The organism is Athalassotoga saccharophila (assembly GCF_009936215.1).
Lineage (GTDB): Bacteria > Thermotogota > Thermotogae > Mesoaciditogales > Mesoaciditogaceae > Athalassotoga > Athalassotoga saccharophila.
The window spans coordinates 579,895-605,916 of sequence record NZ_AP019551.1 but is presented as its reverse complement, the minus strand read 5'-3'; the positions used below and the strand labels follow the sequence as shown (position 1 = coordinate 605,916).

General features: G+C 42.3%; 24 protein-coding genes, 3 tRNA genes and 1 other annotated feature. Of the genes, 5 read left to right on the top strand and 22 right to left on the bottom strand.

Annotated elements, in window-relative coordinates:
• Position 1 precedes the first annotated feature (1 nt).
• The 6 genes from ATHSA_RS03005 to ATHSA_RS02980 all read right to left on the bottom strand — a co-directional run bounded on the left by ATHSA_RS03005 (position 2) and on the right by ATHSA_RS02980 (position 6,050).
• Positions 2 to 1,315 carry a GGDEF domain-containing response regulator gene (locus ATHSA_RS03005; protein ID WP_161847682.1) on the bottom strand — a complete coding sequence of 438 codons (1,314 nt, stop codon included), beginning with the start codon at positions 1,313 to 1,315 and terminating at the stop codon, positions 2 to 4.
• Between the two features lie 284 nt (positions 1,316 to 1,599).
• Positions 1,600 to 2,856, bottom strand: coding sequence for a metallopeptidase TldD-related protein (locus tag ATHSA_RS03000; protein ID WP_161847681.1), 1,257 nt, complete (start codon positions 2,854 to 2,856; stop codon positions 1,600 to 1,602).
• Entirely contained in the window at positions 2,853 to 4,256 is a 1,404-nt protein-coding gene (locus ATHSA_RS02995) for a TldD/PmbA family protein (protein ID WP_161847680.1), read from the bottom strand. Before ATHSA_RS02995 ends, ATHSA_RS03000 begins: the two co-directional genes overlap by 4 nt.
• A complete protein-coding gene (locus ATHSA_RS02990; RefSeq protein ID WP_161847679.1) occupies positions 4,253 to 4,855 on the bottom strand; it encodes an alpha/beta hydrolase in 603 nt (200 codons plus the stop codon). Before ATHSA_RS02990 ends, ATHSA_RS02995 begins: the two co-directional genes overlap by 4 nt.
• Positions 4,856 to 4,857: 2 nt before the next feature.
• A complete protein-coding gene (locus ATHSA_RS02985) occupies positions 4,858 to 5,289 on the bottom strand; it encodes a threonine/serine exporter family protein (protein ID WP_161847678.1) in 432 nt (143 codons plus the stop codon).
• Positions 5,286 to 6,050 carry a threonine/serine exporter family protein gene (locus ATHSA_RS02980; RefSeq protein WP_161847677.1) on the bottom strand — a complete coding sequence of 255 codons (765 nt, stop codon included), beginning with the start codon at positions 6,048 to 6,050 and terminating at the stop codon, positions 5,286 to 5,288. Before ATHSA_RS02980 ends, ATHSA_RS02985 begins: the two co-directional genes overlap by 4 nt.
• Before the next feature lie 83 nt (positions 6,051 to 6,133).
• Here ATHSA_RS02980 and ATHSA_RS02975 point away from each other — a divergent pair, with 83 nt between their 5' ends.
• Positions 6,134 to 6,838, top strand: a complete 705-nt coding sequence (locus ATHSA_RS02975; RefSeq protein ID WP_161847676.1) for a hypothetical protein — start codon at positions 6,134 to 6,136, stop codon at positions 6,836 to 6,838.
• Between the two features lie 27 nt (positions 6,839 to 6,865).
• Here ATHSA_RS02975 and rpoC read toward each other — a convergent pair whose 3' ends face one another.
• From rpoC to ATHSA_RS02900, 15 genes are all read right to left on the bottom strand, one after another.
• Positions 6,866 to 11,866 carry a DNA-directed RNA polymerase subunit beta' gene (gene rpoC, locus ATHSA_RS02970; RefSeq protein WP_161847675.1) on the bottom strand — a complete coding sequence of 1,667 codons (5,001 nt, stop codon included), beginning with the start codon at positions 11,864 to 11,866 and terminating at the stop codon, positions 6,866 to 6,868.
• A gap of 11 nt (positions 11,867 to 11,877) precedes the next feature.
• Positions 11,878 to 15,279: a DNA-directed RNA polymerase subunit beta gene (gene rpoB / locus ATHSA_RS02965; RefSeq protein WP_197739215.1), complete on the bottom strand. Its 3,402-nt coding sequence runs from the start codon at positions 15,277 to 15,279 to the stop codon at positions 11,878 to 11,880.
• 137 nt (positions 15,280 to 15,416) lie between these two features.
• Entirely contained in the window at positions 15,417 to 15,812 is a 396-nt protein-coding gene (rplL, locus tag ATHSA_RS02960) for a 50S ribosomal protein L7/L12 (protein ID WP_161847674.1), read from the bottom strand.
• A 22-nt stretch (positions 15,813 to 15,834) separates the two neighbouring features.
• Entirely contained in the window at positions 15,835 to 16,359 is a 525-nt protein-coding gene (rplJ, locus tag ATHSA_RS02955) for a 50S ribosomal protein L10 (protein ID WP_161847673.1), read from the bottom strand.
• A gap of 5 nt (positions 16,360 to 16,364) precedes the next feature.
• Positions 16,365 to 16,478: a sequence feature (ribosomal protein L10 leader region), on the bottom strand.
• The gene (gene rplA, locus ATHSA_RS02950; protein ID WP_161847672.1) at positions 16,468 to 17,166 is read right to left on the bottom strand and encodes a 50S ribosomal protein L1; all 699 of its coding nucleotides are present in this window, start codon (positions 17,164 to 17,166) and stop codon (positions 16,468 to 16,470) included. (Overlaps the previous feature by 11 nt.)
• A gap of 9 nt (positions 17,167 to 17,175) precedes the next feature.
• Positions 17,176 to 17,604 (bottom strand): 50S ribosomal protein L11, encoded by a 429-nt coding sequence (gene rplK, locus ATHSA_RS02945; protein ID WP_161847671.1) that lies wholly within the window; start codon positions 17,602 to 17,604, stop codon positions 17,176 to 17,178.
• A gap of 47 nt (positions 17,605 to 17,651) precedes the next feature.
• Positions 17,652 to 18,719: a transcription termination/antitermination protein NusG gene (gene nusG, locus ATHSA_RS02940; protein WP_161847670.1), complete on the bottom strand. Its 1,068-nt coding sequence runs from the start codon at positions 18,717 to 18,719 to the stop codon at positions 17,652 to 17,654.
• A gap of 12 nt (positions 18,720 to 18,731) precedes the next feature.
• Positions 18,732 to 18,929, bottom strand: a complete 198-nt coding sequence (gene secE / locus ATHSA_RS02935; protein ID WP_161847669.1) for a preprotein translocase subunit SecE — start codon at positions 18,927 to 18,929, stop codon at positions 18,732 to 18,734.
• Between the two features lie 18 nt (positions 18,930 to 18,947).
• Positions 18,948 to 19,023, bottom strand: a tRNA-Trp gene (locus ATHSA_RS02930).
• Between the two features lie 5 nt (positions 19,024 to 19,028).
• Complete coding sequence (gene rpmG / locus ATHSA_RS02925; protein ID WP_161847668.1) at positions 19,029 to 19,187, bottom strand: 50S ribosomal protein L33; 159 nt, start codon at positions 19,185 to 19,187, stop codon at positions 19,029 to 19,031.
• Between the two features lie 14 nt (positions 19,188 to 19,201).
• Positions 19,202 to 19,288, bottom strand: a tRNA-Tyr gene (locus tag ATHSA_RS02920).
• Between the two features lie 4 nt (positions 19,289 to 19,292).
• Positions 19,293 to 19,365, bottom strand: a tRNA-Thr gene (locus ATHSA_RS02915).
• Between the two features lie 54 nt (positions 19,366 to 19,419).
• Positions 19,420 to 20,136, bottom strand: coding sequence for a DUF2231 domain-containing protein (locus tag ATHSA_RS02910; RefSeq protein WP_161847667.1), 717 nt, complete (start codon positions 20,134 to 20,136; stop codon positions 19,420 to 19,422).
• A 69-nt stretch (positions 20,137 to 20,205) separates the two neighbouring features.
• Positions 20,206 to 20,976 carry an SAM hydrolase/SAM-dependent halogenase family protein gene (locus tag ATHSA_RS02905; RefSeq protein ID WP_161847666.1) on the bottom strand — a complete coding sequence of 257 codons (771 nt, stop codon included), beginning with the start codon at positions 20,974 to 20,976 and terminating at the stop codon, positions 20,206 to 20,208.
• Positions 20,977 to 20,998: 22 nt separating this feature from the next.
• Complete coding sequence (locus tag ATHSA_RS02900) at positions 20,999 to 21,616, bottom strand: hypothetical protein (protein WP_161847665.1); 618 nt, start codon at positions 21,614 to 21,616, stop codon at positions 20,999 to 21,001.
• A 54-nt stretch (positions 21,617 to 21,670) separates the two neighbouring features.
• On the opposite strand from ATHSA_RS02900, the gene ATHSA_RS10195 reads away from it, so the two are divergent.
• From ATHSA_RS10195 to ATHSA_RS02885, 4 genes are read left to right on the top strand one after another with little or no spacing between them, the layout of a single operon-like run.
• On the top strand, positions 21,671 to 22,858 hold the full coding sequence (locus ATHSA_RS10195; RefSeq protein WP_232060119.1) for a YifB family Mg chelatase-like AAA ATPase: 1,188 nt from the start codon (positions 21,671 to 21,673) through the stop codon (positions 22,856 to 22,858).
• Positions 22,764 to 23,177, top strand: coding sequence for a magnesium chelatase subunit ChlI family protein (locus ATHSA_RS10190; protein ID WP_408626220.1), 414 nt, complete (start codon positions 22,764 to 22,766; stop codon positions 23,175 to 23,177). The genes ATHSA_RS10195 and ATHSA_RS10190 overlap by 95 nt, the downstream gene beginning before the upstream one ends.
• Positions 23,178 to 23,188: 11 nt before the next feature.
• Entirely contained in the window at positions 23,189 to 24,460 is a 1,272-nt protein-coding gene (locus ATHSA_RS02890) for a UDP-N-acetylmuramate--L-alanine ligase (protein WP_161847664.1), read from the top strand.
• Positions 24,454 to 25,203, top strand: coding sequence for a TatD family hydrolase (locus ATHSA_RS02885; RefSeq protein WP_161847663.1), 750 nt, complete (start codon positions 24,454 to 24,456; stop codon positions 25,201 to 25,203). The genes ATHSA_RS02890 and ATHSA_RS02885 overlap by 7 nt, the downstream gene beginning before the upstream one ends.
• On the opposite strand, the gene ATHSA_RS02880 is transcribed toward ATHSA_RS02885, so the two are convergent.
• Complete coding sequence (locus tag ATHSA_RS02880) at positions 25,193 to 26,011, bottom strand: carbohydrate ABC transporter permease (protein ID WP_232060117.1); 819 nt, start codon at positions 26,009 to 26,011, stop codon at positions 25,193 to 25,195. The two genes, ATHSA_RS02885 and ATHSA_RS02880, sit on opposite strands and share 11 nt — an antisense overlap.
• Positions 26,012 to 26,022 lie beyond the last annotated feature (11 nt).

The window sequence follows — 26,022 nt, the reverse complement described above, 5'->3', positions numbered from 1 at the left end:
TTTATTTTGCGACAACGACCCTATTTTTCCCTTCATGTTTTGCACGGTAAAGGGCCGCGTCTGCCATCTCTATAACTTCGGTATAACTGTTAGCACCCGACGATAAAGCGATGCCGGCACTTATCGTAACCTTAACCGGTCCGAAATGGGTAGATTCTATCCGCGATCTTAGAGATTCTACGATCTCGACAAGATCCTTTCTTTTCGAAACTATCGCGATCTCTTCTCCTCCGTATCTGGCCGAAAAAAGGTCAGATGGTAAATGCTTTATCATATTCCCTATTCCCGAAAGTACGTTGTTCCCCGTTTCATGGCCATAGGTGTCATTCACCCTTTTAAAATTGTCTATGTCTATCATGCAAAAGAAAAATTCCTCCCGATTTTTCCAAAGTTCATCAAGGTAATCATTCAAAGCCCTTAAATTGTTTAGACCTGTAAGTTTGTCTGTGAATGAATATTGTCTGTAAACTTCGAAGGTTAGGCCTACATTCAAAAGGTTTTCTACCTCGATCATAACGTTAGAAAACATCTCTTTTTCGCTGTTTGAAAATTCGCGCTTTCTTGCCACAAAGATTGCGCCATTTTCCTTTCTGTCTTGGTGGAAGACCCAAATCATATCGTCGATGCTATCATAGATCTTTTTGTCTAAGTATGTGATTCTTCTTTCGAGATTGGAGGGAGTTTTTAGGTTTTCGAATATCCTTTTCATTTTATCTTCAAAATTTTCAAAATTCGTGTAGACATCCATAGAGTCTGACTTGAAGATAAGGATCATTCCATCGTCTATTTCAAACATCGATTTTACAAAATCGAAGATTTTCCTTACAACGTAATTCATATCATCGATGTGGATGAAGAACTTCCTTATCTCATTTTCAATCGTCGATTTGACAAGCAAACCATTAAGCGCCCTTTCGAAGGATGATTTGAAATCGTCTTTCGATCTTTTGCATTCGTGAATCGGCCTCAAAGATGCGACGTAATCTTTGAGCCTTTTTATCCCGTCCTCGGAATCTTTTTGAATGTATTCAGATGCGCCGGCATACTTTCCCCAAAACTTATCGATCGAATCGGAAGAGGCCGTCATGATGACGAATGGTATGTCTTTGAGTTCGGTATTCTTCACTATTCTGCAAAGCAAATATCCGTTGAGACCGGGCATGACAAGATCGGAGATGACAAGATCGGGACAAAATTCGTGAATTTTAAAATACCCTTCCAGACCATCTCCCGCGAATTCAACTTCGTGATCTTTGAAGATATCTCCAAGGATTTTCCGCCAAAATTCACTGTCGTCTACTATAAGAATCTTCATCGTTCTTGTGGCAAGGATACTCCAACTTATAGAAGTTGGAGAGGAATTGCCACATTCACCTTCCGTTCTATCAACAATGTTTTTGCACTTTCCAGTTTCTTTAACTGTTTCCAGTTCGCAGACACATGTATCTTGCTACCATCTAACGATTGTGCTAACCACTTCTTCCGTCAGTTAACATGAATTCACTTAACCGAATAGTCTTTTGATCCTTAATCTCTTTTGCGTGCCATGTGCCATGCGCTACGTATCAAATCAACAAGGGCTTTTACAAGCCCTCACCTCTAAAGGTGGTGGGGTGTTGACCTTTTTCCTCCGACTTGCGCGCCCGTTATCTTCAAACTTTTTGGACCTTTGAAATTTCCAGTCAATTGATATTCAGAAGAAAGGACAAAATCGCACTTTGTGATATTTCCCGAGATCGATCCACCTGTTACGGCCACTCTCTTTTTGCCATCGCCGTACCACCCAAGCCTTATCTCTCCTCCAAAATCTCCGGTTACGGGATCCATTTGAAAGTCTGAGAATGAAAGAACTTTAAGGTACTTTCCATCTTCAAATGACTTTTCAGATTCATTTCCACACTCGACGACGAAATTCGTAAGATGGCCTGTAGGCTCTATTCCTAAATAATACGCGTATCTGACATCGGCCCATATGTTCACAACCGTTGAATTTTCTATGATCTTTACCTTTCTACACAAAAATCCATCCTCATCGTAATTCAGAGAGTAGGCAGATCCCTCAACGTGGGGATCTATCCACATGGTGAAGTTGCCATTAATCCTATCTCCTTTTTTGAGATCGGAGAGATGTTCGTAAATGTAAAGACCAGAGGTTTTGTAGAGTGGATATTTGAAAAACTCTCCAACGGATTCTCCACTTAAGATGACAGGTAAGTCCTTTACATCCGGTGTGGGGATCGCCTCTGCCCTATCGCGCGTTGCCATCATGGCCTCTTCGATCTCCATTTTTACCAAAGGGTACGATCTTTCAAAACTCCAGTAAAGTTCGACCTCTTCTTTTGACTTTGCCGTTGTTATCATCTCAACGTAAAGTCTGTACATCTTATTCGAAACGTCTATCCCTTTCGAGTTTATGATCCTTTCCTCGATACGGTTAAGGAAAAATTCGGAGGAATTTATCCACACACCTTCTGATTTAAATGGGAAATCTTGTATCATCCGGTCTAAATCTGGCTCAGAAGGATCGATCTTTGAAACCGTATGTTTTTCATTCACGACAGGATAGTAAGGATTTTCTACGAATTTGGAGGAAAAGATATTCTCTTCTATCAAGGATTTTATTTCATCCTTTTTCATGCCGGGATAGATCGTAAAATCCGATGATCCCCTGTAGAGTTTTCCTTCCTTTTCAAAGTCACTGTAGATGGTCACAAAGAATTTGTGAGTGCGCTTTGCACGGTTCATATCGAGCGAGTCTTTGATGAAGAAAAGTTCTCTCCCATCTACCATTCTTTCGAGTATCTTCCAGTCATCTACTTTTGCAGAAAGCAATTCCGCTATAGAATCTATCATCATCCTAACCTCGCTCTCGCTTTTATGTAAGGCCCTCCGGAGGAGACCTTGACGAATTCTTTGTGACCCTTTCCGCAGGCTCCCGTTCCAGATAATTCGAGATCTTTTGATACCATAGAAATGGATTTTAAAAGATCTGGTACATAGCCTGTCATAAGGATTGGGGAAACTATCCTGTCTGTCAGGTGCCCGTCTTTTATCTCACGGCCGTAAAGTATCCAGCACTGTATTCCCCAGTTTTTCGGATCTTCCATTCCGCTCGATACTTTTTCGAGCAAATAGCCGTCTTTTATCGAAGAGATCATCTCTTCCAAACTGTCATTTCCCGGCTCAAAGAATGTGTTGGTCATCCTCGAATATGCCTTTCTCTCGAATGACTCTCTTCTTCCATTTCCCGTTGGTCTCGTTCCAAGTCTCAAAGATGAGATGAGATCTGATATTCCACTTTTTAATATGCCCTTCTCTATTACAACGGTATCCTTTCCGATTACTCCTTCATCGTCGAAAAAGTAAGAGGCCACCTGCTTTGCGGCCGAGGCTCCATCGTGCATTGTAACGAGTTTTGATGCCACTTCACGTCCAAGGTATTCAACGGCCTTGGCGCGGCCCTTGACAAACATGTCCATCTCAACTCCATGTCCAAAGGCTTCGTGGGCTATAACACCGGAGACATCTGGCGAACATATCACATCGTACTCTCCCGGCTCTATACTTGTAGAATCGATGAGAGATTCGGCTTCCCTGACAACCTTTTCAACGCCCTTTTCCATTTCGTAAAGAATTTCGGCCCCCTTCATTCCAGAGTACCCTTCGTATGAGTACTTCGTCTTTTCATCTCTTCTGGCTATGGCCTGAAGGTAGCCCTGAGTCCACACATAACTTTGGCTTAAATGCTTTTGGCCGGATAAAAAGATCTTGCTTACATTGACCTCTTCGTATATTGCCCAGAAATTGGCAAGAGAGTTCGAGATCGAATAGGCGCGATCTCTTAAAGAAGATAGTATCTTTATCTTTTTTCCGGCATCGATTTCTTCTGGCAGAATTTCAACCTCTCCTTCGAATGTCCCATTTTCCTTCTCTTCTTCGATCAAAGGAGATTCGAGTACCGATTTGAACTTTTCTAATTCTCCGACGACCCTTTCGTTGACAAAATCGACAACGGAATCATCTATCTCATCAAAAGAGTATTCAGAATAATTTAGGCCATTGTAAACCCTTACGACGAAACCCCTCTCATTCCAGTTGCTGTCAGTTATCTTTATGTCTTCAGTAACAAGGTAGCGTTTTCCACGCACGTCATTTCCAAGTATTGAAACGTATCTGTATTTTTGAGATAATTTTTCGACTATTTTTTCGAGATCTGGGATCTTTTCCTCGAGAAATTTTGAGAGTTTCACCTTCATTGCTTCTCCGCCACCGATTTCAAAAAGTCAACTATCTTAGATTCAAGTTCGGCCTTTATCTTTGGATCTCTGAAGAGATTTTGCGCGTGTAAGTTTCCATCGAAAACAACCTTTTCCGTATCGAAAGGCAGAGACTTCGCAACTTTTTCGGCAACTTCAAAAACGAAATCCCCTTTCGAGATCACGACAAGGGACTTTTTTGCTTTATCCTTCAATTTTGCGAAATCATTTGGCAATCCGGCCGGAGACAAAAGCACAAGTCCATCGATCGGTGCGCTTATTTCGAGAGCCCTTAGGGCGGCAGCACCTCCCATGCTTGCGCCAATGAGCGAAACATGCCTGTAACTTTTCACAAGTGTTTTTATTATCCCTGAGATGTCTAATTCGTATTTAGTGTCTTTTGATTCCGAATTTCCGTATCCGCGAAAGTTAAATGGTATTGCCGTAAATCCAGACTTTTGAAGGTATATCGCAAAGTCTTCCCAACTTTGCATGTTAAAGGCCTTGCCATGGGCAAGTATAACCGCGTGATCCGAATTTCCAAATTTTTCAGCCTCGATTTTCAATCCGTCTTCACTTAGAAATGTCAATTTTTCCATGATTACCTCCTTATCTTTATTCTAAAAATAATTGCCGTGATCGCGACAGCGACTATAAGACCCGTTCCTATCGCAGCGGCAGTAAGAAAGGTGTTAAGCATCAATGTCGTTCCTTCGGTATTTTTTCCAACGATAAAGGCGTTCATTGCCTTAAAGGCCATAAAACCCGGAACAAGTACAACTATTCCTCCAACTATCAATGGCTGGGATGGCATATGCCTTATTCTCGATACAATTCTTCCAATAATGCCAATGGTAAATGCACTTATGAGTGTAGCGGTAAGCATTCCGTATCCTATCAGAATGGAATACACGTACCATCCTATGGCGCCTATACCGCCGGCAATTATTGCATCTGAAAATCTCGCGTTGTAAAGGATGGTAAAACTTCCACTTGCAACGCCTGCGATTATGGAATTAAGAATTATATTCAAAAGTTCATGCCTCCCACGAAGACGGTTCCGGCAAATATACCAAAGACAAGCGCTATCAAAAGTGCCATTGCCTCACTTTCTTTTATTGTGCCCGAGATGACACTTGCCTGAGAGATCTCGGAAAAACCATTTGTTATGAGTAACCCCGGCACAAAAAGCATTATCGATCCCGAAACCACACCGCTTAAGGTAGAACCTTTGAAAAGATGGATCAAAAACCATGATCCTATCGATATCATGATGCCAGATGTGAACTGCTGAAAAAACCTGTTGTTAAGCAACCTTACGTAGTTTGTGGCAGCGTAAACTACGGCGCCGAGAACCATTGAAGCGATTGCGCTCATCGTACCTCCAACGAGTATGTATTCGAATCCACCACACGTTAGAGCGGCGGCAATGAGTCTTAAAAAGATTGAATATGTGCTTTGATCGTTTATTATCTTTTTCAACTCCAAATGGGCCTCGGCAAGTTGAATTTTTCCATCGACAAATTTCTTGACAAGTGTATCTACCCTCATGAATTTTTCAAAGTCAGAAGGCAAACTAAAGACCCTTTTCGTGATGCTTTTAAAATTGCCATCTTTGTCCCTTACGGTGATGTATATGACCGTGTAAATTATGGCAATATCAACCTCAAAGCCGAGTTTTTGTCCAATTCTTGTAACCCATATCTCCGTTCTTGTAGTAGGAGATCCGTAACTCATAAGAGACGCGGCGACCTCTGTCATGAAATCGAGGGCCCTTTCCATTTCTATTTCCATATTTCGCTCCCGTCTTTTTGGCAATTTAAAGGTTAATCTATTATATAATAGAAATTGAGCCTTCTAAAAAGGGGGAGAGAAGAATGGATGGAAGAGTGAATGTAACACTCGCGGTTATGGTGATAATCTTTACTTTAATCTCTATTGTCGTCCTTTTCACGGCAGTTGGAGAGATAATGTATTCCTACAACAATCAAAGCGCTTATATTACATATGCGAATTCGGGATATTACGTGACTATCATGATAATAAATTTCATAAACATGATCTTTCAATTCATAGTGTTGAAAGAGTGGATGGACGTGTTGAACAGAAATATCCTAAACACGCAATCGATGATCTCAACGATAAAGACAGAAGACTTATCGGTGAAATCAGAGATAGAGACGGCCTCGTTAGAGTTGAAAAACGCGATGGTAAAGGGATGGCCATTCTGGGCGTACATGATCTCCTACATAATCGGGATTTTATTCGTATTTGAAATGGGAGTCATGGCACTCTTCGAAATCTTGGCATTCATCTTTCTTTTGATATACCTTTACCATATATTTTCTTCTTATTCTGCGATCTACAAAACGAAGTCGAGACTTTATTCATACCTTAGAAATATGAAAGGTCTTCCAAATGTGCAGGACGTGCCGCAGATAACTCAGAGAAATATCTTCTTGGTTGTTATATTCACGATAATAACGGCCGGAGTATACTGGCTTTATCTTATCGTCAAATTGTCCTTAGAAATAAATGAATACGTAAAAAATGATGAGATAACGAGAACAAAACTCGCATAAAAAAAGAGGCAGTTTCCTGCCTCTTTTTTATGCTTGTTGTTCCTTTTTTATCTCTTCTTTGGATTTTGCTATGGCGTGTTCTTCTATCTGAAGATTGTTGTAAACCGAAAGACCTGTTCCGGATGGGATCAATTGACCTATTATCACGTTTTCTTTTAATCCCTTTAGCATGTCTCCTCTGCCTTCGACGGCCGCCTCGGCAAGAATTTGAGGAGTTTGCTGGAAAGAAGCCGCACTTAAAAATCCTTCACTTTCAAGTGAGGCCGTAGTTATCCTCAGCAATTTCTGTTTGTACTGGATCTCATTTTTGGGATTTATTATGTACCTTTCCTTTTTGTCTCCGATCTTGACCGTGACAGATTTTATTCCCTTATCGACCATTTTGGCTACCATCTCTTCTGTCAAAATATCCCCTGCTTTTGCTATTTCTTCGTTCTTTTCGTCCAAACTGCTGACAGAATAAACGAGTTCCTTACCAACGATCTTGGATCTGTTTTCTTCGACTCTTGAATTTTCTTTCCTTATCTCTTCATTTATCCTCTTGGCCTCTTCGAGAGAGAGCAATGTGCCCGGCAGTATGTTCGTATCACCGGCATCTGTTACCTCTACCTTGTTGAACATCTGCTTTATTATGACCTCGAAATGCTTATCGTGTATGTCGACACCCTGCTCGGCGTAAACTCTCTTGACCTCGCGCAAGAGGTACTGGAATGAACTTTCGGTACTTACCTTCTCGAGCAGATCTCTCGGTCTTATAGTGCCAGTTGTGAGAGGGGTACCGGCAAGGACTCTCTGACCTTCCCTCACACGTACCTGTGTCTTTTTTGGAACGGTGTAATCGTGAAGGTTTCCATCGTCATCTTCTATGTATATCTTGAGAGTCTTGTTCTCTTCTTGTTTAATCTGTTTGACGTATCCAGAAACGTGGCTGAAGATGCCGGAGACATCCTTTAGTTTCTTTCTCGCCTCGAAGAGTTCCTCGGCCCTTGGAAGTCCCTGAGTTATATCGCCCGTTGTCGCTATACCGCCCGTATGAAAGGTTCTCATCGTCAACTGTGTACCGGGCTCTCCTATGGACTGAGCCGCTATTATGCCTATCGCTTCTCCAATGTGAACTATTCTGTGGTTTGAAAGATCCATTCCGTAGCACTTCTCGCACACTCCATTTGAAAGTTCGCAAGTCATAGGAGATCTTATCTTTATGTAAGGTCTCAAACTCACCGTGTCTATGTGCTCTCTGACAAACTTTTTGGCAATTTCAGGAGTTACACGCTCTTCGTAGGTCGCTACTTCACGCTTTCCATCGGCTGCGACAACCGGCGAGACCGTTACTCCTCCAACGCACGGATAGATGTCAACGAGTACCTTTGAGACTCCTAATTTCTTTAAGGCATTCACCGTATTTTTGATAGGTTCACCCTTTTTGAATATCAACTTCGAAGGCACACCAGAAAACGTACCTTTTTCATCATCGTAAAGATCTTCTGCGATCTCGGCGTAATCTTTTACATCGTTTATTGAATCGACACCGATCTCTTCTTGCCTGTAAACTTCTACTTCTTCTATTGTACCGACGGCTTTGTGGGCATCTTCTTCTTCCATCATCGTATCGCGCTCGTAAATGACCTCTTTTGTCTTCGGATTGACTATGTCTTCGGCAAGTACACGCCCAAAGAGAGAATCTTCGAGTTTTTCTATTACAACATCGTCATCGCGCAAAGTTTTCAATTCTATTCCATTCGTGGTACCGCAGTCGGTCTCTTTGACGGTTACAGACTGGGCGACGTCGACAAGCCTTCTTGTAAGGTATCCAGAGTTAGAGGTTCTTAAAGCCGTGTCTGCCGAACCTTTCCTCGCGCCATGGGTAGATATGAAGTATTCCATGACATTTAGACCCTCTCTGAAGTTCGAAAGTATAGGTACCTCTATGGTCTTTCCCGATGGGTCGGCCATCAATCCTCTCATACCGGCAATTTGTTTTATCTGGTCGATACTTCCTCTTGCGCCCGACCTTACCATCATGAAGACAGGATTGAAAAGGTCTTTGGAAAGTTCAGCATAGGTTACATCCTGAATCTCTTTTGTCGCGTCCTCCCATATTCTTACTATCTGTTCGTACCTTTGCTGCTGATTTATAAGCCCATTCTCAAATGCATCTTCGACAATTTGTATCTTTTCCTGAGATTGTCTTATTATCTCATACTTTTTATTGGATATGAGAACATCTCTAACCGATATGGTAACTCCAGAAATCGTGGAGTATTTAAATCCAAAGTCCTTTATTCTGTCCAAGACTTCGGCCGTAACGTCTATGTCAAATCTCTTGAAGGATTTAGAGACTATATTCTTTATCTCTTTTTTGTCATACGTTTTTGTGTAATCTCTCAATTCCTCAAAGAGTCCTTCGTTGAATATAACGCGCCCAACGGTCGTATCTTTTACGAGTTTTTCTCCAGAGGAGAATTTCATCATGACGTCTATTGGCGTGTGGAGCGTTATGTATCCCATTTCGTAAGCAAGGATCGCTTCCTGGGCCGATGAAAAGACTGTTTTGTATTTTGGCAATTTATCGTCTTTCATCGTGAGGTAATACATTCCAAGGATTATATCCTTCCCCGGCATCGAAAGCGGCTGACCATTTGCAGGGCTTATCGTGTTGTATTTGGAAAGCATTAAGAACTTTGCCTCTGCCTGCGCGGCCGCCGAAAGCGGTATATGAACTGCCATTTGGTCTCCATCAAAGTCGGCGTTGAAGGGAGGACAGACGAGCGGATGTAACTGAATGGCATCTCCTTCTATTAACTTTGGTTCAAATGCCTGAATACTTACCCTGTGAAGCGTCGGAGCCCTGTTTAGCAAAACCGGATGACCCTTTATGACATCTTCGAGAACTTCCCAAGCCTCCGGAACCTCTCTTTCTATCATCAATCGGCCCCATTTTCTGGCAGATTTGTCCGGATCGCTTTTGACGAGTTTTTGAAGGACGAAGGGTTTGAAGAGTTCCATGGCCATCTTCTTTGGAATGCCACATTGATCTATTCTAAGTGTAGGACCCACAACTATAACGGCGCGGCCGGAATAATCGACGCGCTTCCCAAGAAGGTTTCTTCTAAACCTTCCCCTCTTTCCCTTGAGCAAATCGGTAAGTGATTTCAAAGGTCTGTTTGACTTATCCATAACGGATTTTCCGCGCTTTCCATTTGCTATAAGGGAATCCACCGCTTCCTGAAGCATACGTTTTTCATTTCTTATTATTATGTCCGGCGCGTTCAATTCAATGAGTTTTTTAAGCCTGTTATTTCTATTTATGACCCTTCTGTAAAGATCGTTCAAATCTGTCGTGGCGAATCTTCCGCCATCTATTTGAATCATAGGTCTAAGATCTGGCGGGATTACAGGAACAACATCGAGAACCATCCATTCGGGTCTTTGGTTGCTCTCAATGAGACTTCTTATGATGTGCAATCTCTTTAAAATCTTCATCTTTTTGTTCGAGGCTGAATCTGGAATACTTTTAAGTTCGGCCTCGAGTTTGCTTTCGGTCTCTCCAAGATCTATCTTTTGAAGCAATTTCTTTATTGCCGATGCGCCCACATCTGCGAGTATCTTGTCTCCATATATGTCTTTGTAAGCGTCGTATTCGTTGTCAAGGATGACGTCTCCAACCTTTTTCCCTATCTCGGCCGCAACATCATCGGCAATGTCCGTTATCATGACGACTGTCCTGTCATTCTCTATTTCGAATTCCTTTTCGAACTGACCGGGATAATGCTTTTCGAAGATGTCGAGTTCTGAGACGGTAAGATCCTCATCCTCGTAAACGAATCTGTCCGCTATGTAGTCGCCAGATTTTATCTCCTGACCATCTTCGACGTAAGGCGTTATACCTTCGAATAAAGGATATGATCTTTCAATTCTTTGAACCTGATCCTTCTCGACTATCTCGATCTTATCCGTCGAGTTCGCAACTAATTTCTCGTCTTCCTTTTGACTTACCGAAAGGTTTTTGCCGTAGACGATAACCCCGTCCATTCCGGCCCGAATCGCATCAAAGTGCGCGCTACTTGTTAGTACCTTCCCCTTTTTAACTTTCTGACCATTCTGGACCGTCGGCTTTACCCCGTAAGGAAGTGTATAGGCTACAGGCTGAAATTTAGATGTAGGTAGAGGTATCACCCTTATCGTTGAAGTTACTTCATCTATTTCGCAGGTACCATCGAAAGGAGCCTTAAAAGGTTCGACCTTCAATTCATTGGCTATAAGATCGCCCTTTTTGACGATCTCGCCATTTTTTACGTTCAATTCCATTCCACGATATATCGTGTAGGATTCACTCTTGGAATTTTCGGCCCTTGTAGATTGAGAGACTGTAACCCATGTTAAAAATCTATCCGTATTGGTTTTTTCTTTCTTTATAGAAACAATTCCGTCGATTTCGGATCTTATAGGTCCACGAGGACTTTTAATTCTGACAGAATTTTCCACGACAAAATCGAGTTTGTCCTTGTATATGTTGTACTCCGTGGCATAAAGTTTGTCTCCAACGTCAAAATTCGTATTTTTGGGATCCGTTACCATGTAAACGGTCTCGACCGTTCTTCTCGATCCAAAGTACACTATCTGCTCTATATCCTTTGGAGAGATATCGAGAAGGATCGAGATGTAGTTGGGTATGTTTTTGAGATACCATATATGAACCACCGGAACGGCCAAGGATATGTGACCCATTCTTCTTCTTCGGGCCGTTTTAGATTCAACGGTGACACCGCACCTTTCGCAAGTAGTACCTTCATATTTTTTGCCCTTGTACCTTCCGCATGCACATTCATAATCTTTTACAGGTCCGAAGATCTGTTCGCTAAAGAGACCATCCGGCTCCGGTTTGAAGGTTCTATAATTTATAGTTTCTGGTTTTTTTACCTCTCCCTTTGACCATTGTAAAATTGTCTCGGGCGAGGCCAGTCCTATTTCTACCCTTCCTATTTTGTTTGAAGGGCTTAAAAATATTTTGGGGCTTTCTTCTGCCATTTTACCCCTCCTTAACGATCTAATTTGATTTCATTTCCGAGATCATCGTAGACCTTAACGTCAAGCGCAAGGCCTTGAAGTTCTTTAACAAGAACTTTGAAACTCTCGGGCAAATTCGAAAGAGGTATGTTTTTCCCTCTCATTATGGCCTTGTAAGCCTCATTTCTTCCCTCAATATCGTCAGACTTTATCGTCAGCATCTCCTGAAGGGTATGGGCCGCTCCATGAGCTTCGAGAGCCCAGACTTCCATCTCTCCAAATCTCTGACCTCCAAATTGGGCCTTTCCTCCGAGAGGCTGCTGATGTATCAAAGAATAAGGTCCTATCGATCTCGCGTGAATCTTGTCTTGGGCAATATGAATGAGTTTCATCATGTACATGACTCCCACCACAACCGGGCTGTTGAAAGGTTCACCCGTTCTTCCATCTCTTAAAACAACCTTACCGGTTGGATATTCTGGATTATCTCCCTCTGTAAGGCCATATTTTTTACGCTCTTCGTAAAGCGGTGTAAAGATATCCTCTTCTCTCGCACCATCGAAAACGGGCGTCGCAAAATACATTCCCTTCAATTTTGCAAGCCATCCAAGGTGAGTTTCAAGCACCTGTCCTATGTTCATCCTCGAAGGAACGCCGAGAGGGCTTAATATCATCTCAACAGGTGTCCCGTCAGGCAAGAATGGCATGTCTTCTTTTGGCACTATGCGGGAAACGACTCCCTTGTTTCCATGGCGACCGGCAAGTTTGTCGCCAACGGCAAGGGGCTTTCTCGTCGCAACGTAAACTTTAACCATCTTATTGATGCTCGAGTCCAACTCGGATATATCTCCCTTTTCAAATATGTGAACACCTATGACCCTTCCATCCACACCGTGGGGAAGTTTAAGGGACGTATCCTTGACATCTCGTCCTCTCTCTCCAAATATGGATCTCATTATCTTTTCTTCGGCCGTCAATTCGCTGTCTCCCTTTGGAGTAACCTTACCGACGAGAATGTCTTTAGGGTGAACGAGAGAACCTACCCTTACAATCCCGTTCTCATCGAGGTTTTTGAGTAATTCCTTCGAGGCATTTGGTATATCGGCCGTTATTTCCTCGGGTCCGAGCCTTGTTTCTCGCGCGTACGTTTCGTATGCCTCTATGTGAACAGATGTAAAGGCATCCTCTTCTATGAGAGACTGGTTTATGACTATTGCGTCCTCGAAGTTGTAACCTTCCCATGGCATAAAGGCAACGAGCACATTTCTTCCAAGGGCAAGTTCGCCCATATCAGTCGCGGGACCATCCGCTATGCAATCACCTTTTTCAACGTGTTCGCCAACATCAACTATTGGTATTTGATTTATACACGTGTCTTGGTTTGTCCTTGAGTATTTTATGAGATGGTATACATCTTCACCACTACCGTCATCTCTTTCGACTATTATCTCCATCGAGGAAACCTTCTTGACCTTTCCCGAATTTTTCGCGATAACTATGAGTCCGGAGTCTCGAGCAACGTATTTTTCCATTCCCGTGCCTATCAAAGGAGCCTGAGGCTTCACAAGAGGAACTCCCTGCCTTTGCATGTTAGAACCCATCAAGGCTCTGTTGGCATCGTCATTTTCGAGAAATGGAATAAGCGCCGCAGAGACACTGACTATCTGCCTCGATGAAATGTCTATGTAGTCAACTTCCGATCTTGCGACGTATCTGTAAGTTTCCATGAACCTGACGGAGACTCTTTCATCTGCAAGTGTGCCGTCTGGATTTATCTTAACGTTGACCGGCGCTATGTTGTAGTTACTTTCTTCGTCGGCCATAAGGTAATCGATTTTATCTGTTATTCTGCCATTTTCGACCTTCCTGTAAGGCGTTCTCAAAAATCCGTATTTGTCTATTTCGGCAAAGATGGCCATAGAGGTTATAAGACCTATATTCGCGCCTTCGGGTGTCTCTATTGGGCACATACGACCGTAATGGGAATGGTGAACGTCTCTGACTTCAAATCTCGCCCTTTCCCTTCTCAATCCACCCGGACCAAGGGCAGATATCCTTCTTTTATGTGTCAGTTCGGCAAGAGGATTTACCTGATCCATGAATTGTGAAAGTTGGCTTGAGGCGAAAAATTGCTGGAGCGTTGCCATAACTGCCCTTACATTTATAAGACTTTGAATGTTTATTTTGTCGAGAGAATTGTACATGTTGAGTTTGTCTTCTATCATCTTTTGAACCCTTGAAAAGCCCCTTTCAAATTCAAGTTTTAACAATTCTCCCGCCGTTCTTACCCTCTTATTTCCGAGGTGATCCTTTGTATCGAGTCTCTCTTCATGATTTTCTATATCGATCAAATACCTTATCGCGGCTATTATGTCATCTTTCGTCAAAACACGTGAATCTGAATTAAGACCGAGTTTTGCATTTATCTTCGTTCTTCCAATTTCAGTCAGATCGTAATGCTCGGGATCAAAATAGAGACTGTTAAAATAACTTTTTGCCACATTTATCCTCGGAATCTCTCCTGGCCTTAATTTTCTGAAGAATTCTATGTACGCATCGTCAGAGGTCATGATCTTTTCGTTCTCATCCAAATTTTCAACTGTCTTTTGCATGTATGGATGGGCTATCGTTACATTTTGAACCTTTGACTCGAGGATAGCAGGAATCATATCCTCGCTTATTTTCTGACCGGCCTCTATCACGACTTTACCAGATTGATCCTTTATGTCTTCGAGAATAATGGAATCCTTCCTAAAGATCAATTCATCTTCATCGGCCGTTACCGTTATTGGGTAGATTCTGAGTATTTCCATAGGGGTAACAAATCCGAGAATTTTAAGTAAAATTGGCAATTTTATCTTTTTCTTTCTATCGATTCTTGCCTGTAATAACCCTTTTTTCGTGTTTAGAAGGATCTCAAGCCACGCGCCTTTTTCGGGAAGAAAATGGGCAAAAAAAGTTGGAATCCTTTCGGAACCTTCGAATTCACGAACGAAATACACACCAGGAGATCTGACAAGTTGGTGGACGACAACCCTTTCGGCACCATTTATTATGAAGGTGCCACGATCTGTCATTATCGGAAGGTAACCAAAAAGCGCTTCACTTTCCTTTATTTCGTTCGAATGCGTGTCTTTTATTCTAATGGTTATGTAAAGCGGCACGCTGTAGGTTGTGTCCTTTAGCCTGCACTCTTCCTCGGTGTACTTGGGATCACCTGTCCTTGATCTTACGAATTCCAATCTAAAACCTTTTTCACTTTTTTTAACATCGGCTTTGTGGGGCTTTGATTCTATCGGGGAAAATTTCTTCAGCACTTCCATTATACCGTTTTCAACAAAATCCTTGTAAGAATCCAACTGAACGGATATAAGGTTAGGGACTTCGATGGCGTCTTTCATTCGTCCATAAGAGTATCTTTCTCTCTTTTCCACCTTTTCACCAGACCTTTCTAAAAGGCAAATGCCCTTCAATATATTTAAGCAAAACTACCCCATCAGAATATTTACAATTCCGATGAGGTTAGGTTTCAATTTGAATATGATTTTTTGTACGAAAGAAACGGATCAAATTATTTTAACTCTACAACCGCTCCCGCTTCTTCTAATTTGGCCTTTATCTGATCCGCCTCTTCTTTTGTCGCGTTTTGCTTGATTATAGCATCCGGAGCGCCGGCCTTGTCAACGAGATCTTTCGCTTCTTTGAGTCCAAGGTTTGTTATCTCCCTTACAACCTTTATAACCTGAAGTTTTTTGTCTCCCGCTTCTTTAAGCAAAACGTTGAAAGAGGTCTTCTCTTCTGCTTTGGCCGCACCCTTGCTGTCTGCCGCCGGCGCTGCCGCAACTGCAGCGACCGCAACAGGGGCTGCCGCACTCACTCCAAATTTTTCCTCAAGGGCTTTTACGAGTTTTGCAAGATCGCCCACACTCATCTCTTCGATGGCCTTTATTATTTCTTCGTTAGTCATTCAAAACACCTCCATGATATTTTCAAGATTTCTTTTCTCTTATTCCATCCAAAACGTAAAGTAACTTTCTCAAAGTTCCAGACAAAACCGCGTGCAAAGAATAGATAGGAGCCTGAATCTGGCCAACAAGTTGTGCCAGTAAAACTTCTTTCGGTGGCAAATTGGAGAATTCCTTTGCCTGTTCTGCAGTTATGAATTTCTTCTCGAAAAATCCAGACTTGACAACCGGAATATTGCCATTCTCGTCCAAAAATTTGTAAAAGCCTTTAAGCGCAAGGACCGGATCTCCCGATGTGTAAAGTATAGCCGTTGTTCCTTGAAGATGATCGTCGATGGAATCAACGTAAATGCCCATATTCTTCAAAGAGATCTTCAAAAGCGTGTTCTTGACTACAGTGTATTCGGCATTAACTTTGGAAAGTTCTCTTCTCAATTTGCTTATAGTTTCAACGTTCATGCCCTTGTAATCGGTTAAGAGAATGAGATTTGACTTCGAAAGAGAAGACGTAAGTTTGTCTACTATTTCAAATTTCTGCTGTTTTAGCATGACATACCTCCTTTAAAAAAACGGCCCAAATAAGGCCGTTGATCTATAAAAATCAGATCACGCGCCTCGGCGGGAAAATTTTAGAAACCCGCTGTCTTCGGCTGTGAGTTAGATTTCAAACTGACTCAAATCGAGTTTCACACCGGGTCCCATCGTCGGACTTACAACGATCTTCTGCAAAAATCTACCCTTTATTCCCTGCGGTCTCAAAGCATTTATCTGCTGAACTGCGGACTTTATATTCTCCGTAAGTTTTTCAGCATCAAAATCCCTTTTGCCGACCGGTAGATGAAGGTTACCCGTTTTATCGTTCCTTACCTCTACTCTTCCAGATTTGAAAGATTTAACGGCTTCTGCAACGTTAGGCGTAACTGTTCCAGATTTTGGAGACGGCATTAATCCTCTCGGACCGAGAACTTTACCAAGTTTTCCAACGAATCCCATGGTGTCAGGAGAGGCTATCGCAACATCAAAATCTGTAAAGCCTTCTGACAATATCTTCTGGGCAAGTTCTTCTCCACCGACGTAATCTGCTCCCGCTTCCCTTGCGGCCTGAGCATTCGGCCCAACTGCAAAGACAAGTACTCTGACGCTCTTACCCGTGCCATGAGGAAGAGAAATAGTACTTCTAACCTGTTGTTCGTTCTTCTTTGGATCTATTCCGGTCTTGAGAGAGAGTTCTATGGTCTCGTTGAATTTCGCGTTGGCGATCTCTTTTATCAATTTAACGGCCTCTTCAAGGGAATAGAACTTTTCTCTTTCTACCTTTTTGACTATTTCGTTGTATCTTTTTGAATGCTTTGGCATATTCTCACCTTACCCGACTATTTCTACGCCCATACTTCTGGCCGTTCCAGCAACTATTTTCGCAGCAGCCTCAAGATCGTTGGCGTTGAGATCCGGCATCTTTATCTTCGCTATTTCGAGAAGTTGAGCCCTGGTTATCTTTCCAACCTTGTTCTTGTTTGGTTCTCCAGATCCACTCTCGATACCGGCGGCCTTCTTTATAAGAACGGCGGCAGGTGGAGTTTTAGTTACAAACGTAAAGGATCTGTCTTCGTAGATGCTTATCACAACCGGCAAAATCATCCCCGCTTGTTTTGCCGTTTCGGCATTGAATTGTTTGCAAAAGGCCATTATGTTCACACCGTGCTGACCAAGCGCGGGGCCCACCGGTGGGGCCGGAGTTGCCTTTCCGGCCGGAATTTGCAATTTGACCTGTCTTATCAACTTTTTAGTTGCCATACAAAACCTCCTTGTGGTTATTCGGGTTTACCCCTCCCACTTTATCATCAAGAAACTGATTTTTCAACCTCGGCCACATTTAAAACAACGGGTGTTTCCCTTCCAAAGATAGTGACGGCCACTGTAACCTCTTTTTTGTCAGGTTTGACCTCTTTGACAGTTCCGGAAAATCCCTCAAATGGTCCGCTTTTTATCTTAACTCTTTCGCCAACTTCGAGATTGATCTTTATCTTTATCTCTTCCGTGGTCTTCGAGGCTTTCTTTTCGCTCATCAAAGCAAGCAAAGCGTTAACATCTCGAGGTTTCAAAGGGATCGGCTGTCCGGCATTCGAAACGAAATTTATCACATGCTCGGTATTTTTGACTATCTCCCAACTGTCTTCATTCATGAACATCTCGACAAAAACGTAGCCGGGGAAAAGTCTCTTTGAAATGACCTTTGAGATTCTTACCTCTTTGTACGCGCCAAATGCGTCTATTTCAACAACACCGGAAGTCGGAGAAAGAAAAACTTTTTTGTCGGCTATTTTATCTCCGGCACGGATGTACTTGTTTACCTTTATTTCCTTATTGAAACATTCAATTGGAACAAAATAAAAGTCCTGTTCCTCATTTCCTTCCGGCTGAATCACGATCTTCTTTACCCTATCATTCTGAACAACTTTGCCGTCTATTTCGCAAAAGAAAGATTTATCTTTTGATATAGGCATTCCTTCCGTAAGTTTAGCCCCAAGCCTTATTCCATTTTCTATGCCAGTTGAGGCCGGTATGTAATAGGTCCTGCTGTTTTTCCTGTCTATCGATTCAACAACGAGTTTTCTCATATTTCTGACTTCTACAACTTTCCCATCGTGTCTCGAATGAACTTCTGGCAATTCCGCTATTATTTGATCTTTTACAACGTCGTCTCCAGAATTCACGTGAAATTTCGCCGTTGCAGGTATTCTTATCTTCTCAACGGGGCCACTCTTTATGTCCACTACCTTTTCTTCGGGTATAAAAACTCTTCCGATAAAATCAGATAAATTCAATTGATCTCTTTTTTGCTCTATAGCCTCTTTAACAGTTTCTTCAAGACCTGCGTAGGTCTGCACTATGTACCAAGATTTTTTCATTTTAACTCCGTATTATCTTATTCCGAGGGCAGACAAAAGCCAACTCGTCAGGTTTGAAAAACCAAGATCAAGAAGCCAGAAATAAACTCCGGTAACTACAAGAATGAGAAGCACTATGCCAGCCGAAGAAAGTAATTTGCCTCTCGTAGGCCAGTTAGTCTTCTGGGCTTCACTCTTGACTTCCCTAAAAAATTTTCCAACATCTGCCATTTTTTCACCTCACAAATATGGCAGGCCCGGTAGGGATCGAACCCACAACCCCCGGTTTTGGAGACCGGTGCTCTGCCAGTTGAGCTACGGGCCTACTTTTCACTTAACTTCCTTGTGAACAGTGTGCTTCTTGCACTTAGGACAATACTTTTTCAGTTCAAGTTTTTCCTTTTGCCCTCTGCTTTTTTTCACAACGTAATTTCTCGACTTGCACTCAGTACATTCAAGAGAAACGAAATTTTTTGCGTTCTTTGCCATGATCCACCTCTCTATGGTGGAGAGGGATGGATTTGAACCATCGAAGGCGATCCGCCAACGGATTTACAGTCCGTCCCCATTGGCCACTCGGGCACCTCTCCTAACAGCCAGCGAAGGGACTTGAACCCCCGACCAACTGATTACAAATCAGTTGCTCTACCGACTGAGCTACGCTGGCAATCCTTGTGTATTCTACAACATATTGAAAGAATTTGTCAATAGTTTGAAAAGATCACTTTTTGCCCGTGGGATAGACAAGTTCTCCACCGTAGTATCCTATTATCATCGCAAAAAGTGAAAGTAACAATGTCATGATGAAAAAGGCCCAACTGTTAAAAGAAAAGTTCCTTACATTTATAAGAATTTGAGGATCAACGCTTCTCCACCAGATCAAAATTATTGCATCGACATCGAGTACAAACGAAAAGATTATCTTTATGGTTACGGCCTTTATTGGCTTTGACATGTAATTGAGATACCACGTGAAAAAGCCCGATGCTATGGCAAAGACACTGAATACCAAACCTGCCACCATGAGATCGAAGACGGTGGTATCAAATGAATTCACGCCGAATATAGCGTAAAGCAGGGCAAAAAGGCTCGCACCTATCATGAAGGCAAGTGGAAAGTGAACAAGAATGGGATGTGGATGCCTTTTGAGCGATGGATGTTTTTCAATCAAGTTGGAAAGCCACTTCGGAACTCTCTGATCGGATACTGCCTTGTACGTGCCTACAACTTTGAACTTCGAAAAGACCTCCTCTCCGTGAGGTGCCGCTGACAGTTGATCTGTAAGGTCCTTTCCTGCAAAATGCCTGTTCATGTGTGTGCCGGTCTTCCACATCTTACTTTCTGTAACATCGTAAACCTTCCCCTTGTAGGCAATGTAAATTTGTTTTTCATCCTTGCCATTGTATCTCGCAAGAGATTTCTCGTCAAATTCTTCCATATACATTCCCCCGCTAATTCAATTTTGAATCTCATTTTCGATTATATCAAAAATTCAAATTTCAAATTCTCAATCGAAATTCTCAAAAGTTATCCTGTCTCTTTTTTTCAATCCGAGAATATCTGAGGCTCTTCCGGCTGAAGAAGAGATCTCTAAATATCCCGAACTATCTACATGAACAAGGATGAATTCTCTCTTTCCCTCGGCGTAATTGTCTGTAAAGATCGCCCTTTTCCCGTTTAAAAGCACGTATTTTCCAGAGATGCCGGCATCCAAAAAATCCTTCATAGATACAATTGTCTCTAAATTTCCAAAACTGTCAACGTAAGAGACGTATGCCTCGATCTTTCCAAATGATACACAAGGACGCTTGATCTCTATTTTCTGAAATGTGTCTACTGCGGGACCGAATTCTTCGATTTTCACCCCTTTTTCTATGTAAGCGGCGGCAGGGGCAAAGATATCTCTTCCATGAAATGTTTTAGATGGTGGATATTTGTACATGTATTTTGGATTTTCTATGGATCGAGCCTTTAGGCTAAGATCTAAAAGTCTCGTCAGAACACCGTTATCTGGAGCAACGAGGAACTTACCATCGATCTCCAGCGCGAGTGCCTTTCTTTCCGAACCAACGCCCGGATCAACAACACAAAGCAATGTTGATCCCTTCGGAAGGTCCCTGAAAACTCTTTCAATTATGTGAGCAGCCTCTTCTATATCGAAAGGATCTATACTGTGGGAGATATCTATGATCTTGCTTTCGGGCGATATCGAATTCATAACCCCTTTGGCAACGCCAACGTAGTAAGAATTGCCCCAGTCTGTCAGAAAAAATATCATCTTATCCTCCCTCATATACGATTCATGATCTTTGAAATTTGATACTTCCAAAGATTATCCTCCACAAATTGAAAACAAGTTCAGAAATGAAGGCAGTTAAGATTCCATAATTCACGTATATGTAACCGGCTATCATTCCGAGTACAAAAAAGACGGCCGCATCCACGATAGATTCTTTGATGCCATTTCTCAGATAGATGAAGAAATAAATCAAGGAAGCAACTATCGATATTAGAAAGACATTAACGGGGAAAAACCACGCGAGTATTTGAATTCTAAAGGTCATTTCAGATGTATATAAAAGGCCTATATGCCTGAAAATAAGCGTGTCTATTACCGGTATAAAGATAAGCCATGTGATGGGAGAAAATTTTGAATACGAGATTTCAAAATTGAGACCGTAGATACCATACGTTATGAATCCAGCGATGAAAGGGATCAAAACTGCCCAAAAATTCGAGAAGTTAAGAATGCCTATATTCGCATTGCCAGTTACAAAGGTTGCGATGATCGCAAGTGCAACTGAGACCATTGAGGCCCAAAAGAGATTTTCCTCATTCTTCTTATTCTTTCCTATTAATAGCGGCAAAGCAACGGCAATCATTATTATTACCGCTTCCAAAAAATTTAAATAGTCCACGACGCCACCTCCTTGATAATAGTGTATAATTTTTTAGAAAGGGGGAGGTTTCACTTGCATTACTCAAAAGTTAAAAGTGCCGTCCTGTCCGGTTTTGACGTTTTGGAGGTAGACGTTGAGGCCGATTTGAACACAAGATCCGTAAGGCAGGATTTAGAAATCGTCGGTCTTGGAGACACGGCAATAAAAGAGAGCAAGAAAAGAGTGATAAGCGCCATAAAGAACAGCGGATTTGAAATGCCTCACGGTTATATAACGGTCAATCTTGCACCGGGGGATGTAAAAAAGGAAGGCACATTGCTTGATCTTCCAATCGCCATCTCAATCCTTGTGGCGGCCGGAAAGATAGAGATAAAGGGAGAATGGCTTTTGATAGGAGAACTTGGCTTAGATGGCGCAATTCGAAAGGTTGACGGGGCATTGCCCATTATGATATCCAAAAAAGGAAAGGCCGTAATTCCTCAAGAAAACATACCCGAGGTTTCTCTCGTAAAGGGAGATGGAATATATGCCGCAGATAACCTAAAAACGGCTGTGAGTATAATATCGGGAGAAAAGGAATTCAAAGAGATCTCTTTCAAAGACGTCATGTCAGATCTTAAATACGATCTCGATTTTTCTGAGGTAAGAGGACAGGAGATCGCAAAGCGTGCCTTAGAGATCGCGGCAAGTGGCTTTCACAATGTGTTGATGAAGGGTCCTCCGGGATCTGGAAAGACAATGCTTGCAAGGAGGTTCCCGACGATCCTTCCTCCGATGACATTCGATGAAATCTTGGAATCTACAAAGATATACTCGATTGCCGGCCTTCTTGACGGAAAGCCGATAACTTCAAGACCTTTCCGCACGCCACATCATAGTGCCTCTCTCGCGTCGATCGTCGGAGGCGGAAATAACGCAAAACCCGGAGAAGTTACACTCGCGCACAACGGAGTGATCTTCATGGATGAATTACCCGAATTCAGGCGAGATGTGATCGAGGCCCTCAGACAGCCTCTCGAAGATGGCGTTATAACGATATCGAGGATCAAAGAAACGCACACATATCCCGCAAGGTTCATCTTGATTGCGTCCCAGAATCCATGCGCGTGCGGCTGGTTCGGGCTGGTTCGGGATCGAGGATGGAGTTCACCATTGTACGTGTACAATTCCACAAATCGAGAGGTACAACAAGAAGATCTCTGGGCCAATAGAGGACAGAATAGACATCTTTATCGACGTCCCCAAGGTAGATTACGATAAATACACATCGATGAGACCTTCAGAATCTTCGGCAAAGATAAGGGAAAGAGTTATGGAAGCGGTAGAGATTCAAATGAAGCGGGCTGGTAAGTTGAACGGAAAGATGAATGCCTTGGAGGTTACGAAATTTTGTAAACTCGGACCGAAGGAGGAAGATTTCTTCAAAAATGCCTCGAAAAAATTAGGATTGACCGCAAGGACAATGGAAAAAATACTCAAGGTCTCAAGAACGATAGCAGACCTTTCAAAATCAGAAAAGATAGAGATTTCTCACATAGCAGAGGCAATGCAGTACAGGAAAAGAACATTTTCTATTTGAGAGGAGAAGAGATGAAGATACATTTTGTAGGCGTAGGTGGAATGGGATTGAGCGCTCTTGCCCTATGGTCAAAATCTCACGGACATGAAGTTACAGGTTCAGACCTTTCGAACGGGCCGATGATAAAGACTTTGATCGAAAGTGGAATAAAGGTCAATATAGGAAGCAACGATATAATCGATAGTCCGGATTTAGTGGTCGTGTCTTCGGCCGTTCCATATAAAGATGTTCAAGAGTTCAAGCAAAAAGGTTTTCGTGTAATGGAGAGGATGGATTTTGTAATTTCGCACATAAATGCAACGGTAGGCGTAACGGGCACCGACGGGAAAAGTTCTACAACCTTCATGTCTCAATGGATCGCGATGAAAAATGGAATAGATGCTTCGATGATATGCGGGGCAATTCCCATAGGTTTTGATAGCACATTTAGATTCGGAAAAGATGGGGTTATCCTTGAGGTTGACGAATCCGATCCAAAAATGGAAGAGATAAGTGCCCAGATAGGTATCCTGACAAACCTTAGATACGATCATCTCGATAGGTACAAAAACAGCGCGCAATTACAGTTGGAAAAGATCATGAACTTCCTTAAAAAGTCAAAATACACCGTCGTGCCTTACGATTTTGACTTTTCGGCATCGATAAAGGTGGGACCGGGTGAAAAGATCTCCTACGAACCACTCGAATCAACCTTCGATACACAAAATTTCAAAGTTAAATACATGAATGAAGAGGCCTTCGTTTCGCTTCCTATCGCCGGAGTTCACCAGATGTCAAATGCCACCATGGCAATTGCCGGAGGGATCCTACTCGGAATACCTTTGAAAGATTGCGCCGAATCATTGAAAGATTACCCCGGACTTAGAAGAAGGTTGGAGATCGTACGCAAAGATCCTCTTGTGATAGACGATTACGCCCATACACCCGATGAAATAAGGGCTGCTCTTATTTCTGTAAGGAATTATTTCAAAAAAGTGATAGCGATCTTTGAACCCCATAGGTACACAAGGTTTTTGAAATTCAGATCGCAATTCGCCAAAGTTTTATCGATGGCAGACGAGATATATGTTACAGAGATATTTGGGGCATTCGAAGATCAAAATGGCCTTGATTCGAAAGTACTTGTAGAAGATCTTAAGGCAAGTGGAAAGAAGGCTTTCTTCTCTAAAATGGATGAAGTAATCGATCTTTTGAAAAAAACCGATGGCGATCTTTATCTTTTCATGGGAGCAGGAAATATAACGTACAAAGCCCACGAATTCGCGAAGGCGATAAAATGGTAGATACCCATGTGCATTTGACAATGGAAGATTTTCCCGACAGAGAGGAAATAGTCAAAAATTTCGAGATCGATGGAATAGAGTTCGTCATCGAGGTTGGATTCGATCCCGTCTCGAGCCAAAAAGGTGCCGATTTTTCATCAAAACATTCAAGAGTTTTCTCATCGGTTGGAATCCATCCGCACGACGTCAAAAACAAAGATGGATTGGAGGCAATAGAGAAACTTTTAGATTCAAAAAAAGTTGTTGCCATTGGGGAAATAGGTCTTGATTATTACAGGGATCTTTCCCCGAGAGATTTACAAAAAAAATACTTCGAAATCCAACTTGAGATTGCGAAGAATAAAAAGATGCCCGTGATCCTCCATGTCAGGGACGCTTACAATGACGCGTACGAAATCGTAAAAAGATTCGATGTAAAAGGAGTGCTTCACAGTTTTAACGGACAGATCGAAGATCTTAAGAATTTTTTAGATCTCGGATTTCACATAGGTGTCGGTGGAATGGCAACTTACAAAAAGAATGAGGAATTAAGAAAGATCCTTTCCTTTGCGCCTCTCGATAGGATCTTAACTGAGACAGACTGCCCTTACCTTTCGCCGCAACCTGTGCGAGGAAAGAGAAATGAGCCCAAATACGTACGGTTTGCAATAGAGACTCTTTGTACGGTATTCAAAGTCTCGTTCGAAGAGATCGAGAGGATAACCTCTCAAAACGCGAAAAATTTGTTCAATATCACTCTTTAAGGCCCGTTGTAACTATTCCTCTGACAAATAATTTCTGGACTGCAAAGAAAAGGATAAGAGTGGGCGCAAGTACCATAAGAGTGCCGGCCATTATAACTCCCCAGTTGCTTGTTGATTCAACATTTGTGAGCATTTTTAACCCGATCTGGGCCGTCGCCATCTCATTCGAATTCGTAACTACCAACGGCCATAGATAAAGGTTCCACGCGTAGACGAAGTTTATAACCGCAACTCCTCCTATCGTTGATTTTGAAAGAGGTATAAGGATTTCCAAAAGAAATCTCATGGGGCCGGCTCCATCTATTTTGGCCGCATCTTCGAGTTCTTTCGGAATTGTCATGAAATGTTGCCTCATTAGAAATGTTGTCGTTGCGCTTGCCAAAAAAGGAACTGTCAATGCCCAGTAAGTGTTGACCCAGTGAAGGCTCTGCATTATTTGAAAGAGCGGGACTATCATTATCAACTCGGCCGGCATGAAAAGAGTTACAAAGAGCGCGGCGAAAAGCAAAGATGATCCTTTGAATTTGAAATTGGAAAAGGCATAACCCGAAAGTATTCCAAAGATCGTCTTTCCGGCCATTATAACTATGCTCATTATCAAACTGTTTAGCATCAATCTGCCAAGATTTATCGAGTTAAAGGCACTAACGTAATTTTGAATGTAGAAAGAATTCGGAAAGATGGTCGGAGGATAAACGAAAACCTCAGACGGTTTTTTCAGACTCATCGTTACGGCAAGAAATAGAGGAAGCAATATTATGATCGTGACGAATATCAAAAGCGCTTCTATCAGAATTGTCCTAATCAATTTCTTATTAT